The sequence below is a fragment of the Mesorhizobium sp. genome (genome assembly GCF_017306585.1).
GTDB lineage: Bacteria > Pseudomonadota > Alphaproteobacteria > Rhizobiales > Rhizobiaceae > Mesorhizobium.
The window spans coordinates 1-15007 of sequence record NZ_JAFKIC010000265.1 but is presented as its reverse complement, the minus strand read 5'-3'; the positions used below and the strand labels follow the sequence as shown (position 1 = coordinate 15007).

The window sequence follows — 15007 nt, the reverse complement described above, 5'->3', positions numbered from 1 at the left end:
ATCGCGAGGGAATGACGATCGCGTCGCAGCCGCCCTGCATGATGTGGGACAGGCCCTCGTCATAGCCGACGACCACGCCGATGCGGCCCCGGTGGCGCGCGGCGGCGGCAAGCAGCGCGCCTTCGAGGCCGGCATCACCCGAGCCCAGTATGGCCAGCCGCGCGCCGGTCGCGACAATGCCGTCGATCGCCGTCGCCAATATATCCATGCCCTTTTGCCAGGTCAGGCGGCTGATGATGCAGACGATCGGGCTGTCGTCACGGTCAAGGCCGAAGCGATCCTCCACCGCGGCCCGGTTCGGCGCGCGGGCTTTCAGCGTTTCAGCCGTATAGGTCGAGACCAGGTGCTTGTCGGCCTCCGGATCCCAGATAGCGGTGTCGATGCCGTTGACGATTCCATAAAGATCGCTGGAGCGCATGTTGATGAGGCCGTCGAGCCCCATGCCGAATTCCGGCGAGCGGATCTCCTGCGCATAGGTGGGGCTGACGGTGGTGATCGCCCAGGCGGCCTGAAGGCCGGCCTTCAGGAATCCGACACCGCCATAATATTCGACGCCGTCGAGCGCCATTGCCACCGCCGGCAAGCCCAGTTCGCCGAAGATGCCGGCGCCGAACTGGCCCTGGAAGGCAAGATTGTGGACGGTCATCATCGACGGCGTGCCGACCGCCTTGCCATAGCGCATATAGGCAAGCGTCATCGCCGACTGCCAGTCATGGGCGTGTACGATGTCGGGCAGATAACCCGAGATCACACCGCCCGCGATATCGGCGCCGGCCTGGCTCAAGGCCGCGAAGCGACGCCAGTTGTCCGGCCAATCCGCACCCGAGGCATTGCCATACGGGCCGCCGGGCCGATCGAACAGATGCGGCGCGTCAAGCACGAAAAGGCTGAGCCCGGCGATCTCGACGGCATGGATGGCAGCCTTGCCGCCTTGCAGCGACGGGTACTGATAGACGGCCTTCTTTTTCTTGAAGGCGTCCATGACGACGGGAAAACCCGGAATGAGCGTGCGCATGGTCACGCCCTTTGCTGCCAGCGCGATCGGCAGGGCGCCGGTCACGTCGGCAAGTCCGCCGGTCTTGATCAGCGGGAATATCTCGGGCGTGACCGACAGAACCTGCATGCGTTTATGGTCCGATCCTGTCCAATTCTCTGTTCTGCGCAAATTCCCGACGAAAGACCGTCCGGATCAGTTCTTAAAGCTTAAGCTTGTCGATCATGTCCTGGGTGACCAGGCAGATGCCTTTTTCGGAGACCCGAAAGCGCTTGGCGTCGAGAGCGGGGTCTTCGCCGACGACCAGGCCTTCCGGTATCCTAACACCATGGTCGATGACGACGCGCTTCAACTTTGCGTTCCGGCCGACATGAACGTCGGGCAGCATGACGACTTCTTCCAGCGTCGAATAGGAGTTGATGCGCGCGCCGGTGAAGATCAAGCTTTTCCTCAGCGTCGCGCCCGAGACGATGCAGTCGCCCGACACAAGCGAAGAAACGGCCGAGCCGCGCCTGCCATCCTCGTCATGGACGAATTTTGCCGGCGGCTTCAATTCGGCATAGGTCCAGATCGGCCAGTCGCGGTCGTAGAGGTCGAGTTCGGGTGTAACGTCGGTCAGATCGATGTTGGCCTCCCAATAGGCGTCGACCGTGCCGACATCGCGCCAGTAGGCTTCGTTCTCGGCGGTCGAGCGCACGCAGGATTTGGCGAAGCGGTGGGCGATCGCCTTACCGTGCTGGACGATATAGGGGATGATGTCCTTACCGAAGTCGCGGCTGGATCCGGGCTCGGCGGCGTCGCGGCGCAGTTGCTCCATCAGGAACTTGGTCTTGAACACATAGATGCCCATCGAGGCCAGCGCGAAGTCGGGCTTGTCGGGAATGCCGGGCGGATCGGCCGGCTTTTCGATGAAGGAGATGATGTTGTCCTTGGCATCGACATGCATGACGCCGAAGCCGGTCGCCTCCATGCGCGGCACTTCGAGACAGCCGACCGTGACATCGGCGCCGGCATCGACATGCTGGCGCAGCATCATCTCGTAGTCCATCTTGTAGATGTGGTCGCCGGCCAGGATCACCATGTATTCCGGGCCATAGGCCTCGATGATGTCGATGTTCTGGTAGACCGCATCGGCGGTGCCTTCATACCATTGCGTCTCCGACACGCGCTGGCTGGCCGGCAGGATGTCGAAGCTTTCGTTTCGTTCAGGCCGCAGGAAGTTCCAGCCACGCTGCAGGTGGCGGATCAGCGAATGCGCCTTGTACTGCGTGGCGACGCCAAGGCGGCGAATGCCGGAATTCAGCGCATTGGAGAGCGCGAAATCGATGATGCGGGTCTTGCCGCCGAAATAGACCGCCGGCTTGGCGCGCCGGTCGGTCAATTCCTTGAGGCGGCTGCCGCGCCCGCCGGCCAGCACATAGGCCATGGCATCGCGGGCCAGCGGCTGGGTTCGTTTCGTATCCACCATGGTTTCACCCTCCCCGGTTACTCAGTCTGGAACATATTCAAGCATGATCGTGGCCAGCGGCGGCAAGAGCATCGTCGCCGAGGCGCCACCAGCCTCCGCCCGCGCCTCGACAGCGCCGCCATTGCCCATGCCGGACCCGCCATATTCGGAAGCGTCGGTGTTGATGATCTCGCGCCATTTGCCGGGCTTCGGCAGCGGCACGCGATAATTGTCGCGCGGCACCGGCGTGAAATTGCAGACGACGGCGACCGGGTTGCCGCCCGGCGCGTTGCGGACCCAGGCGAAAACCGAATTCTGGCTGTCGTCGACGATCAGCCAGGAAAACCCTTCCGGCTCGCAATCGCGGCCGTGCAGCGCCGGGCGCGAACGGTATAGGTAGTTGAGATCGCGCACCGTCTGCCAGACACCGCGATGCGGGCGGAAATCGAGCAGGTTCCAGTCGAGCGCGCGCGCCTCGCTCCATTCGCGGCGCTGCGCGAACTCCTGCCCCATGAACAACAGCTTCTTGCCGGGATAGCCCCACATGAAGCCGTAATAGGCTCGCAGGGTCGCAAACTTCTGCCAGTCGTCGCCCGCCATCTTGCCCAAAAGCGTGCCTTTGCCGTGCACGACCTCGTCATGCGAGAGCGGCAGCACGAAATTCTCGGAAAAAGCGTAGGTGAGCCCGAAGGTCAGGTCGTTGTGGTGGTGCTTGCGGAAAATCGGCTCCTTGGAAAAATACTCCAGCGTGTCGTGCATGAAGCCCATGTTCCATTTGAAGCCGAAGCCCAGCCCGTTCTGATGGACGGGCGCGGAGACCTTAGGCCATGATGTCGATTCCTCGGCGATGGTCATGACGCCGGGATGATGGCCGTAGAGCTCCTTGTTCATCTTCTGCAGGAAGCTGACCGCCTCGAGATTCTCGCGCCCGCCCTTCTCGTTGGGGATCCACTCGCCCTGCTTGCGCGAATAGTCGAGGTAGAGCATCGAGGCGACCGCATCGACGCGAAGACCGTCGACATGGTATTTCTCGGCCCAGAACAGCGCGTTGTTGACGAGGAACGACACCACCTCGCGGCGGCCGAAATTGTAGATCGCGGTGTTCCAGTCGGGATGAAAACCCTTGCGCGGATCGGCGTGCTCGTAAAGCGCGGTGCCGTCGAAATGGACGAGGCCATGCTCGTCGACCGGGAAATGCGCCGGCACCCAATCGAGGATGACGCCGATCCCGGCGCGATGGGCGCCGTCGACGAAGCGGGCAAAGCCATCCGGGTCGCCGAAGCGCGCCGATGGCGCATAGAGGCCAGTCGTCTGATACCCCCATGAGGGATCATAGGGATGTTCGGAGATCGGCATGAATTCGATATGGGTAAAGCCGGCCTCGACGACATAGGGGATCAACCGGTCGGCGAGTTCGTCCCAGGACAGGAAAGTGCCGTCGTCGCGAAGCTGCCAGGAGCCGGCATGGACCTCGTAGATCGAGATCGCCTCGCGCCGCGGATCAGCGTTGCGCCAGAAGGTGCGATGCGCCTCGTCACCCCACTGATGGGCCGGCGGCACCGCCGTCACCGAAGCCGTTGCCGGCCGAAGTTCGGACTTGAAGGCGAATGGGTCGGCCTTCAGCGGCAGCCTCACGCCATCGGGTCCGATGATCTCGTATTTGTAGGGCCGGCCGGCGCCGATATCGGGAATGAACACCTCCCAGATGCCGGTATCGCGGCGATCGCGCATCGAATGCCGGCGGCCGTCCCAGTCGTTGAAGTCGCCGACCACGGAAACGCGCCGCGCGTTTGGCGCCCAGACGGCGAAATGCACGCCGGTGGCGCCCTCATGTTCGATGACATGCGCGCCGAGCTTGTCGAACAGCCTGAGGTGCGAGCCCTCGGCGATGTAATAATCGTCCATCGGCCCGAGCACCGGACCGAATGAATAGGGATCGGTCAGCCACCAGTCGCCGCCGGCGTTCCTGGCATGATAGCGCAGCGGCTGGCGCTTCTTGATCGACAGCTTGCCTTCGAAGAAACCGGCGTCGTCGCGCCGGGACAGTTCGCCGGCCCTGGTGCCGGTCAGTGTATAGGCCGTGACGGATTCGGCATGGGGCACGAAGCAGCGGGCAAACAGGCTTTTGCCGATTTCATGGACGCCGAGGACCGCGAAGGAATTGCCGTGGGTACCGGCGACAATTGCCGCAACATCGCTGGCTGGCGCCAGTCCGTCCGGCCCGCTTGTCGCAGCGGTCGCGCGCGGCTTCCTCATCAGGCGGTCGCCCTCCCCGGGCTATCTCCTTGTTTGAGCATGATCTTTTTCGAAAACCGGACTCCGCTTTTCAGGATCATGCTCTAGTCTTTTGTTTGAGCCACATTGCTCGTGGCCTCATGCAATCATATCAGGCGGGTACGTTCCAGATTTCTTTCGCGTATTGGCGGATTGTGCGGTCGGATGAGAACCAGCCCATGCGGGCCACATTGCGGATGGCGCGCGCGTTCCAGTCGGGGCTGTCGCGCCAGACGCTGTCAACCACGCGCTGGCAGTCGGCGTAAGAATCGAAGTCGGCCGCCACCATGAACCAGTCGCTCTGGTAAAGGCCGTTCATCAGGTCGCGGTAGCGGCCCGGATCGTCGGGCGAGAAGACGCCGGACGAAATCGCCGCCACGGCCTGCGCCAACTCCGGCGAAGCCTCGATCACGCTGCGCGGGTTATAGCCGTTGTTGCGCCGCTCCGCGACCTCGGCGGTGGTAAGGCCGAAGATGAAGATGTTGTGGTCGCCGACATGCTCCTTCATCTCGACATTGGCGCCGTCGAGGGTGCCGATGGTCAAGGCGCCGTTCATCCCGAACTTCATGTTGCCGGTGCCGGACGCTTCCATACCGGCGGTCGAGATCTGCTCGGAAAGGTCGGCGGCGGGCATCAGCACTTCGGCAAGGCTGACATTGTAGTTCGGCACGAACACGACTTTCAGCAGGCCGCGCACCGAGGGATCGCCATTGATGACCTTGGCGACGTCGTTAGCCAGTTTGATGATCAGCTTGGCGTTATGGTAGCTCGGCGCCGCCTTGCCACCGAAAATCTTCACGCGCGGCATCCAGTCACGCTCCGGGTGCGAGCGAATCTGATCGTAGAGCGCGATCGCTTCCAGGATGTTGAGCAATTGGCGCTTGTATTCGTGGATGCGCTTGACCTGGATATCGAACAGCGCGGAGGGATCGAGCCTGATGCCGAGCCGGTCGGCGATCAGGTTGGCGAGCCTTACCTTGTTCTGCCGCTTCACGCCGGCGAACTTCTCGCGGAAGGCACTGTCGTCGGCAAAGCCGTCGAGATCCTTGATAGCCTCGATGTTGTCCATGAAGCGGTCGCCGATCGCCTCGCGGACAATCGAGGTCAGACCCGGATTGCACTGGATCAACCAGCGCCGCGGCGTGATGCCGTTGGTCTTGTTGTTGATGCGGTCGGGATAGAGCCGGTGAAGATCGGCGAACACCGTCTCCTTCATCAGTTCGGTATGCAGCGCCGAGACGCCGTTGATCGAATGCGAGCCGACGAATGCAAGATTGCCCATGCGCACGCGGCGGTCGCCATTTTCCTGGATCAGCGAAATGCGGCTGATCTGGTCGCCGGAGAACTGGTTGGTGGCGCGGGCCTCGAGCAGCACCTGCGCGTTGATGGCATAGACGATCTGCATGTGGCGCGGCAAAAGCCGTTCGAACAGCGGCACCGGCCAGCTTTCCAGCGCCTCCGGCAACAATGTGTGATTGGTGTAGCCGAAGGTGCGCTTGGTGATGTCCCAGGCGAGATCGAAGTCCATGCCGTGGACGTCCATCAGCAGCCGCATCAGTTCCGGCACCGCGATCGCGGGATGGGTGTCGTTGAGGTGGATCGCGGCCTTGTCGGGCAGCGACCGCAGGTCGCCATACTGGCTGAGATGGCGCTGAACGATGTCCTGCAGCGAGGCGGTCGAGAAGAAATATTCCTGCCGCAGCCTGAGTTCCTGGCCGGCCATGTGGGAGTCGGCGGGATAGAGCACGCGCGAGAGCGCATCGGCCTTGTTGCTTTCGGCGAGCGCGCCGATGTGGTCGCCGGCATTGAACTTGTCGAGCAGGATCGGATCGACCGGCATGCCCGACCAGAGCCGCAGCGTGTTGACGCGCTTGGCGCGCCAGCCGGCCACGGGCGTGTCGTAAGCGACCGCAAGCACATGCTCGGTCGGCTTCCAGACATGCCGCTCAAGACGCCCGTCTTTCGACGTGACCGATTCCACCGAGCCGCCGAAGCCGACATCGAACGAGCGTTCGCGGCGTTCGAATTCCCACGGATTGCCGTGGTCGAGCCAGGTCTCCGGCAGTTCGACCTGCCAGCCGTCGTGAATCTCCTGGCGGAACATGCCGTTGGCGTAGCGGATGCCATAGCCATGGGCGGGGATGTCGACGGTCGCCATGCTTTCCATGAAGCAGGCGGCAAGCCGGCCAAGACCGCCATTGCCAAGGGCCGCGTCGGGCTCAAGAGCCGCGATAAGATCGAGGTCGACGCCGAGCGAGGACAGCGCCTCGCGCATGTTCTCCATCAGGCCGAGATTGGAGAAGGCGTCGCGCATCAGGCGCCCGATCAGGAATTCGAGCGAGAGGTAGTAGACCCGCTTCTCCTGCTGGTCGTAGGCCTCTTTCGTGGCCTGCATCCAGTGGTCGACGACACGGTCGCGCACGACCTTGATCGAGGCGGTCAGCCAGTCGTGCGGGGTGGCGACGGTGGTGTCCTTGCCGACCCGGTATTTGAGCGACATCAGGACTTCTTCGGCGAGCGTCCTGGGGTCGGGATTATCTAGAGCGGGAGCTTCAATGGTCATGGCGGATGTCATATCGCCTCGCGTTCGGTTGGCCTTGATCATACCCGCTTTCACCGATCATCCCAGCCTATCCTAGTGCATTGCAGCATATATTCAATCGATTTAGGAGACAGATGGGCCAAGCAATCCTGTGGAAGTGCGAATGCTCACGCCACCAGCACCTCGGGAGGCGCCTTGGCGCCGGTCATGAAGGCGACGGCATCCGACATTGTATATTGCTTGGGATCGATGACGGCGAGGCGACGGCCGAGGCGATGGATATGGATCCGGTCCGCCACCTCGAAGACATGCGGCATGTTGTGCGAGATGAGCACGATGGGCAGGCCGCGTTTCTTGACGTCGAGGATCAGTTCGAGGACGCGGCGGCTTTCCTTGACACCGAGGGCTGCCGTCGGTTCGTCCATGATGACCACCTTCGAACCGAAGGCGGCGGCGCGCGCCACCGCCACACCCTGGCGCTGGCCGCCCGACAGCGTCTCCACCGCCTGGCCGATATTCTGGATGGTCATCAGGCCGAGTTCGGTGAGCTTGTCGCGGGCCCGCTTTTCCATCGTCGGACGGTCGAGCATCCGAAGCCATTGGCCGACGAAGCCGGGCTTGCGGATCTCGCGGCCCAGAAACATGTTGTCGGCGATGGACAAAGCCGGCGACAGCGCCAGGTTCTGGTAGACGGTTTCAATGCCCGCTTCGCGGGCTTCCATCGGCGACTTGAAGGCGACGGGTTTGCCGTCGAGCCGGATTTCGCCTTCGTCAGGCACCACTGCGCCTGATATCGCCTTGATGAGCGACGACTTGCCGGCGCCGTTGTCGCCGATGACCGCAAGGATTTCGCCGGGATAGAGGTCGAAATCAGCATTGTCGAGGGCGGTGACGCGGCCATAGCGCTTGACCAGGCCACGCGCGGTAAGGATCGGTTCCTGAGCCTGGGTCATGCCGAAATCTTCCTGATCCACTGGTCGATGCCGACCGCGACAATGATGAGGGCGCCGACCGACAATTGCGTCCATTGCGGGTCGGTCCCCCATAGCCGCAATCCCAAGGCGAACACGCCAACGATGAGCGCCCCGAAGATGGTGCCCAGGATGGAGCCGCGCCCGCCAAAGAGCGAGGTTCCGCCGATGACGACGGCAGTGATCGAATTGATGTTCTCGAACTGGCCGGCCTGTGGCGATACCGATCCGATACGTCCGATCAGCGCCCATCCGGCAATGGCGCAAATGAGACCCGTCAGCGTGTAGACGGCGAGCAGCATCCGGTCGACGCGAACGCCCGACAGTTCGGCGGCCTCCGGATCATCGCCGACCGCATAGACGTGCCGCCCCCAGGCGGTGTGATTGAGCACATACCAGGCGATCGCCGCCATGATCAGCATCAGAAGCACGCCATAGGTGAAGACGGCGCCGCCAACCTTGAACGAGCCGCCGAAGAATTGCAGCAAAGGCGCGGTTGCCTCAAGATCCTGGCTGCGGATGGTTTCGTTGCCCGAATAGATGAAATTGATCGCGGCGTAGATCGACCATGTGCCGAGCGTCACGATGAAGGGCGGCAGCTTTACCCGCGCTATCAAGAAGCCGTTTATCAGCCCGCAGATCGCGCCGACCAGCAGACCGACCGCGACGGCCACCGGCGCGGGAACGCCATAATGCATGGCGAACTGCCCCATGACGACCGAGCTCAGCACCATGATGGCGCCGACGGAAAGGTCGATGCCGGCAGTCAGCACCACCAATGTCTGAGCGATGCCGACCATACCCGTTATCGCCACCTGCTGAAGGATCAGGGTCAGCGTGAACGGGGAGAAAAACCGTCCGCCGACGACGATGGCGAACAGGATCACCGACAGAAGCAGGATGATCAGCGGCACCATCGCGGGGCTTTTGTGCAACCGGTGCTGGATACTTTCCAGCGCTGTTCGAGAGTGGGTATCGAACGAAGCAATATTCCTGTCGCTTGCGTCCAGGGTCTTTTCGAACTCCTGCGGCCCACTGCCTTTGGTCGTCTCGACGCTCAACACGGCCTCCCAGCCCAAGGGATGGAGCGGCTGAGCCGCCCCACCCTGTTATTCTTATTGTTGTTGCAATGATTGAGCCGGTTGGCGGCTCAAATCAACCCCAGCACTTTCCGAGGCCTGCCTTGGTGTCGATGGAATCGACACCGGCGGCCGGCTTGTCGGTGATGAGGGTGACGCCGGTGTTGTAGAAGTTCAGGCCCGGCGACGGTTCCGGCTTCTTGCCGGTGTCGGCGAAGGCCTTGATCGCCTCGATGCCGAGCGAAGCCATCAGCAGCGGATACTGCTGCGCCGTGGCACCGATAATGCCTTCGGCGACATTCTTGACGCCCGGGCAGCCGCCATCGATCGACACGATCAACACGTCCTTCTCCTTGCCGACGGCCTTCAGCGCCTGATAGGCGCCAGCGGCCGCGGGCTCGTTGATCGTATAGACGACGTTGATGTTGGGGTCTTTCTGCAGGCAGTTCTCCATGGCGGTATGGCCGCCATCCTCGTTGCCGCCCGACAGGTCGTGGCAGACATTGCGCGGGTCCGTCTCGTCGCCGATCTTCTTGGGATCCTTAACGTCGATGCCGAAGCCGGTCATGAAGCCCTGGTCGCGCTGGACGTCAACCGACGGCTGACTGGCGATCAGATCCATATAGGCGATGTGGGCATCCTTGGCCTTGTCGCCGAGGGTTGCCTTAGCCCACGCACCGATGAGTTCGCCAGCCTTGAAATTGTCGGTCGCGAACGTCGCGTCGGCGGCATCGGCCGGCTCAAGCTGGGTGTCCAGCGCGATCACCAGCAGCCCGGCGTCCCGCGCTTTCTTCACCGCCGGCACGATCGCCGCCGTGTCCGTGGCGGTGATCAGAATACCCTTGGCGCCATCGGCAATGCAGGATTCGATCGCCGCGACCTGGCCCTCATTGTCGCCCTCCGCCTTGCCTGCATAGGCCTTGAGGTCGACGCCGATTTCCTTGGCTTTTGCCGTCGCGCCTTCCTTCATCTTGACGAAGAACGGATTCGTGTCGGTCTTGGTGATCAGGCAGGCGCTGACACCGGCCGCGGAAGCGGACGAGGCGAAGGCCATCAGGCCCAGAGCGGCAGCCGCGAAAACGGTGGACTTCAACAGTTTTGTATTGGTCACGATTTTCCTCCCGGTGGAACATTCCGGATGCCGGCCAACCGGCACCCGCACGGCATCCAGGCGAACTCTCCCGGCGCGGATGCGTGGCTAAAAAAACACCAGACAAAGCTGGCTGTCAATAATTAAATCACTCTTATTTATTATTGACACACTTGCGTCACTAACCCATTCTGCCGCAAAAGCATTGAGGGGAAACGACGGGAGGATCAGGGTGGAAACCGCCACTGCGAGGCACGGTTCGCCCGAAGCGAATGAGAGCCTCATTCACCGCGGCACCAACCAGAGCGGCATGCGCGACCACAACGAGCGTCTGGTGCTGTCGCTGGTGCGCCAGCACGGCAGCCTGGCGAAGTCCGACATTGCCCGCATGACCGGACTTTCGGCGCAGACGGTTTCGGTCATCATGCGTGAACTCGAGGAAGAAGGCCTGCTGCTTCGCCAGGCGCCTTTGCGCGGCAAGATCGGCCAGCCGTCCATCCCGATGGCGCTCAATCCGGAAGGCGCCTTCTTCATCGGCCTCAAGATCGGCCGCCGTAGCGCCGAACTCGTGCTGATCGATTTTCTCGGCAACGTGCGCTCGATGCTGCAGCATTCCTATCGCTATCCGGCGCCGCGCGAGACGGTTGAATTCGTCACATCGGGCATGAAGAAGATGCGTGGCGAACTGACGCCGACGCAAGACAAGCGCATAGCGGGCCTCGGCATCGCCATGCCGTTCGAACTCTGGAACTGGGCCGATACGGCCGGCGCGCCGCGCGAGGTCATGGACGAATGGCGCCATCGCGACATCAGGGCCGACATCCAGGCGCAATGCGATTTTCCGGTCTACCTGCAGAATGACGCCACCTCGGCCTGCGGTGCCGAACTGGTTTTCGGCCAGACAGGTGCCGCGCGCGATTTCGTCTATTTCTATATTGGCGCTTTCGCCGGCGGCGGCATCGTGCTCAACGGCCGGCTGTTCGGCGGCCCGACCGGCAATGCCGGCGCGCTCGGCTCGATGCCAGTGCCTGGACCGGACGGAAAACCGGCACAACTTATCGACGTGGCTTCGATCGCCATGCTGGAAAAAGCGCTCGGCGCGAAGGGTGTCGACGGCTCCTATCTCTGGACCTCGCCGCAGGAATGGGGCGAGATCGGCGCCGAACTGGACGACTGGATCGCGAGCGCATCGCGAGCGCTCGCCTACGCAATCGTCGCCGCGTCCTCGGTCATAGATTTCGAGGCCGCCGTGATCGATGGTTGGATGCCGCTTGCCGTACGGCGCCGGTTGGTGGACGCGGTCATCGAGGCAATGGGAGCAATCGACGGCGAAGGCCTGAGGCTGCCGGCTGTCCGCGAGGGAAGCGTCGGCATCCACGCGCGGGCGCTCGGCGGCGCCAGCCTGCCGCTTTCCGAACGTTTCCTGATCGGCTCGACCACCATTTCCAGGAGTGCCTGAATGCTGATCGGGATACCGGCGCTGCTCGGTCCGGAGCTTCTGGCGACTTTGCGCGCCATGGGCCATGGCGACGAGATCGCCCTGGTCGATGGAAACTACCCGGCGCAGGAGCAGGCAAGGCGCCTGGTCAGGGCCGACGGCCATCCCCTCATTCCCGTGCTCGACGCCATACTGAGCGTCCTGCCGGTCGACGATGTCGTGCCCGAGGCGCTGTTTCGTGCCTCGGTGAAGGGTGATCCCTCGCTCGCCGACCCGGTCCATCATGAGATCGAGGCGATCTGCGCCAAACGCGCGCCGGGCCGCAAGGTGGTTGCGCTGGCCGGCCCCGACTTCTATGCACGGGTCAAATCGGCGCATGCCATCGTCGCGACGAGCGAACCCAGGCTTTACGCCAACATCATCATCCGCAAGGGCGTGATTCATCCGCCGGAGACCAGGAAGCCATGATCCTCTGCTGCGGCGAAGCCCTCATCGACATGCTGCCGCGCACCACCAGCGAGGGCGAGCCAGCCTTCGCGCCCTATGTCGGCGGCGCGGTCTTCAACAGCGCGATCGCGCTCGGGCGGCTGGGCGCGCCAGCGGGTTTCTTTTCGGGCCTGTCGTCGGACCTGTTCGGCGGCCAGTTCCGGGACGCATTGGGGGCAAGCAAGGTCAGTTCCACCTACGCCCACACCTCGGCGCGTCCGACGACGCTTGCCTTCGTGAGGCTGACCAACGGCCAGGCGACCTATACATTCTACGACGAAAACACCGCTGGCCGCATGCTCACCATCGAGGACCTGCCGCAGCTCGGTAAAGAAATAGAGGCGATGCTGTTCGGCGCCATCAGCCTCATCTCCGAGCCCGCCGGCAGCGCGTATGAGGAGTTCATGAGACGCGAGCATACGGGCCGTGTCATGATGCTGGACCCCAACATCCGGCCGAATTTCATTCCCGACAAGGCAAAGCACCTCAGGCGCATTCGCGCCATGATGGCGATGTCCGACATCGTGAAACTGTCCGACGAGGACCTCCACTGGTTCGACGAGGCCGGATCGCATGAGGATGTCGTGCGCAACTGGCTCGACCGCGGCCCCAAGTTGATCGTGGTCACCCATGGCAGCGAAGGCGCCGTCGGCTATACCAGGGATAAAACAGTCACCGTGATGCCGGAAAAGGTCAAAGTGGTCGATACGGTCGGCGCCGGCGACACGTTCAACGCCGGCATCCTGGCCTCCCTGCACGAGCAAGGGCTGCTGTCGAAGGCCGCGATCGCCACATTGTCCGAGGATGCCATCCGCCAAGCCCTGACGCTCGGTGCAAAGGCCGCGGCGGTGACAGTGTCGCGCGCCGGCGCCAATCCGCCCTGGCGCCACGAGATTGCCTGATCAACGCTCAACATAAGTTGAGCCAGCCGATCACTTTATGTTTCGCGGCGCCGGCGCTCAGGGTTATAAAGGCCGAAAAGTGCCTGCCGAAGCCCGGATTTCAGGCATCCGGCCGATATCGCCCCGGAAAAGCCGGTAACAGACCGCGCCTCGTCGCGATTGGCGGCTCCGGCCGCCCGGCTTTCTCGGCAGGCACAACTCTGATACCAGCGGGCCGTTATCTGGCTAAACCGCCTGGTTAAACCCGTTTGAGGCCGACATGCAGTTCATTGATCTTGGCGCGCAGCGCGAACGTATCCGCGACCGGTTGAGGGCCGCGATCGATCATGTCGTCGAGGATGGCCGCTACATCCTTGGCCCCCAGGTCGCCGAATTCGAGAAGAAACTCGCCGCCTATATCGGCACCAAGCATGTCGTGGCTTGCGCCAACGGCACCGACGCGCTGCTGTTGCCGCTGTTTGCCTCCGGCATCGGTCCGTGCGACGCGGTGTTCGTGCCAAGCTTCACGTTCGCCGCCACGGCGGAGGTCGTGGCGCTGGCGAAGGCCGAGCCGGTCTTCGTCGATGTCGACGCCAAGACCTACAACATCGACATCGCGAGCCTCGAGGCGGCGATCGCGATGGTCAAGAAGGAAGGCCGCCTGAAGCCCAAGGCGATCATCCCGGTCGACCTGTTCGGGCTCGCCGCCGACTATGACGCGATCATGGCCATCGCCAAGCGCGAAGGGCTGCTGGTGATCGAGGATGCGGCGCAGTCGATGGGCGGCTCGCTCGACGGCAAGATGTGCGGCGCCTTCGGCCATGTCGGCTCGACCAGCTTCTACCCCGCCAAGCCGCTCGGCTGCTATGGCGATGGCGGCGCGATGTTCACCAATGATGACGAGATGGCCGACAAGCTGCGCTCCTTCGCCTTCCACGGCAAGGGCGAGACCCAGTACGACAACATCCGCGTCGGCATCAACTCACGGCTCGACACGCTGCAGGCGGCGATCCTGATCGAAAAGCTCGCCATCCTCGAGGAGGAGATGGTTGCGCGGCAAGTGGTGGCGGATCGCTATGCCCAGGGGCTTGGCGATATCGTCACGGCGGCCCGCAATCTCGACGGCAGCCGCTCCGCCTGGGCGCAATACGCGATCGAGACGCCCAAGCGCGACGGCTTGAGGGCGCATCTGGGCGAAAAGGGCATTCCCTCGGTGATCTATTATGTGAAGCCGCTGCACGAGCAGGTCGCCTATCGCGACTATCCACGCACGCCGACAGGCCTTGCCGTGTCGGAAGACCTGCCAAAGCGCATCCTGTGCCTGCCGATGCACCCCTATCTCAGCGAGGCCGATCAGGATCGCATCATCGAGACGATCCGCAACTATATCGGCTCGAACTCGGCGCAGGCCGCGGCCGAATAGGCGCGAGAAGCCGGAAAGCCGGACGTCTCATTGGCATGGGAGACGCAGGCCGTCGACGCCTGCGCAGCTACCCCGATGTCGCCATGCGATCTGCGGTCCGGCCGTCCCTCTCCTGCCGGGTAAGGGAGCGGCACTGCACCAAGCAGATGCCTGCGGTGAGGACCAAGGTCCCCAGCACCCATGACAGCCAGATGCGATGGTCGACCGACAATTCGACAACGGCTATGATCAGGCGTAAGCGCCACGCCGCTCCCCTCGTGCGGCGCATGAGGTTAATGTGGCAAGAGTCCGCCGATCGTTAGAGACGGAGGGTCCAAGTGGGAGCAGACGGCAAAATGGACGTCCATTTGGACATCCCGACGACTGGCTACGCGGGTCGGCT

11 protein-coding genes are annotated in these 15007 nt (G+C 62.9%); 4 read left to right on the top strand and 7 right to left on the bottom strand.

Annotated elements, in window-relative coordinates; genetic code table 11:
• From glgA to J0I79_RS31230, 7 genes are all read right to left on the bottom strand, one after another.
• Positions 1-1123 (bottom strand): glycogen synthase GlgA (glgA, locus tag J0I79_RS31260; protein WP_292868745.1); only part of this gene is annotated, 1123 nt, incomplete at its 3' end.
• Between the two features lie 73 nt (positions 1124-1196).
• Positions 1197-2462, bottom strand: a complete 1266-nt coding sequence (glgC, locus tag J0I79_RS31255; protein ID WP_292868742.1) for a glucose-1-phosphate adenylyltransferase — start codon at positions 2460-2462, stop codon at positions 1197-1199.
• A 21-nt stretch (positions 2463-2483) separates the two neighbouring features.
• A complete protein-coding gene (gene glgB / locus J0I79_RS31250; protein WP_292868739.1) occupies positions 2484-4697 on the bottom strand; it encodes a 1,4-alpha-glucan branching protein GlgB in 2214 nt (737 codons plus the stop codon).
• Between the two features lie 130 nt (positions 4698-4827).
• A complete protein-coding gene (locus tag J0I79_RS31245) occupies positions 4828-7290 on the bottom strand; it encodes a glycogen/starch/alpha-glucan phosphorylase (protein ID WP_292868736.1) in 2463 nt (820 codons plus the stop codon).
• A 134-nt stretch (positions 7291-7424) separates the two neighbouring features.
• Positions 7425-8210, bottom strand: a complete 786-nt coding sequence (locus tag J0I79_RS31240) for an ATP-binding cassette domain-containing protein (RefSeq protein ID WP_292868733.1) — start codon at positions 8208-8210, stop codon at positions 7425-7427.
• Positions 8207-9289: an ABC transporter permease gene (locus J0I79_RS31235; RefSeq protein WP_292868730.1), complete on the bottom strand. Its 1083-nt coding sequence runs from the start codon at positions 9287-9289 to the stop codon at positions 8207-8209. The genes J0I79_RS31240 and J0I79_RS31235 overlap by 4 nt, the downstream gene beginning before the upstream one ends.
• 94 nt (positions 9290-9383) lie before the next feature.
• Positions 9384-10361, bottom strand: coding sequence for a sugar ABC transporter substrate-binding protein (locus tag J0I79_RS31230; protein ID WP_292868748.1), 978 nt, complete (start codon positions 10359-10361; stop codon positions 9384-9386).
• A gap of 268 nt (positions 10362-10629) precedes the next feature.
• On the opposite strand from J0I79_RS31230, the gene J0I79_RS31225 reads away from it, so the two are divergent.
• The 4 genes from J0I79_RS31225 to J0I79_RS31210 all read left to right on the top strand — a co-directional run bounded on the left by J0I79_RS31225 (position 10630) and on the right by J0I79_RS31210 (position 14625).
• A complete protein-coding gene (locus tag J0I79_RS31225) occupies positions 10630-11856 on the top strand; it encodes an ROK family transcriptional regulator (RefSeq protein ID WP_292868727.1) in 1227 nt (408 codons plus the stop codon).
• Positions 11857-12303 carry an RbsD/FucU domain-containing protein gene (locus tag J0I79_RS31220; protein ID WP_292868724.1) on the top strand — a complete coding sequence of 149 codons (447 nt, stop codon included), beginning with the start codon at positions 11857-11859 and terminating at the stop codon, positions 12301-12303.
• A complete protein-coding gene (locus J0I79_RS31215) occupies positions 12300-13223 on the top strand; it encodes a carbohydrate kinase (protein WP_292868721.1) in 924 nt (307 codons plus the stop codon). The genes J0I79_RS31220 and J0I79_RS31215 overlap by 4 nt, the downstream gene beginning before the upstream one ends.
• Positions 13224-13482: 259 nt before the next feature.
• Positions 13483-14625, top strand: coding sequence for a DegT/DnrJ/EryC1/StrS aminotransferase family protein (locus J0I79_RS31210; protein ID WP_292868718.1), 1143 nt, complete (start codon positions 13483-13485; stop codon positions 14623-14625).
• Positions 14626-15007 lie beyond the last annotated feature (382 nt).

Excerpts from the sequence above, each read along its gene's own strand:
- J0I79_RS31240 (WP_292868733.1), bottom strand. The coding sequence starts at position 8,210 with ATGACCCAGGCTCAGGAACCGATCCTTACCGCGCGTGGCCTGGTCAAG.
- glgB (WP_292868739.1), bottom strand. The coding sequence starts at position 4,697 with ATGAGGAAGCCGCGCGCGACCGCTGCGACAAGCGGGCCGGACGGACTG.
- glgC (WP_292868742.1), bottom strand. The coding sequence starts at position 2,462 with ATGGTGGATACGAAACGAACCCAGCCGCTGGCCCGCGATGCCATGGCC.
- J0I79_RS31220 (WP_292868724.1), top strand. The coding sequence starts at position 11,857 with ATGCTGATCGGGATACCGGCGCTGCTCGGTCCGGAGCTTCTGGCGACT.
- J0I79_RS31210 (WP_292868718.1), top strand. The coding sequence starts at position 13,483 with ATGCAGTTCATTGATCTTGGCGCGCAGCGCGAACGTATCCGCGACCGG.
- J0I79_RS31230 (WP_292868748.1), bottom strand. The coding sequence starts at position 10,361 with ATGGCCTTCGCCTCGTCCGCTTCCGCGGCCGGTGTCAGCGCCTGCCTG.
- J0I79_RS31245 (WP_292868736.1), bottom strand. The coding sequence starts at position 7,290 with ATGACATCCGCCATGACCATTGAAGCTCCCGCTCTAGATAATCCCGAC.
- J0I79_RS31215 (WP_292868721.1), top strand. The coding sequence starts at position 12,300 with ATGATCCTCTGCTGCGGCGAAGCCCTCATCGACATGCTGCCGCGCACC.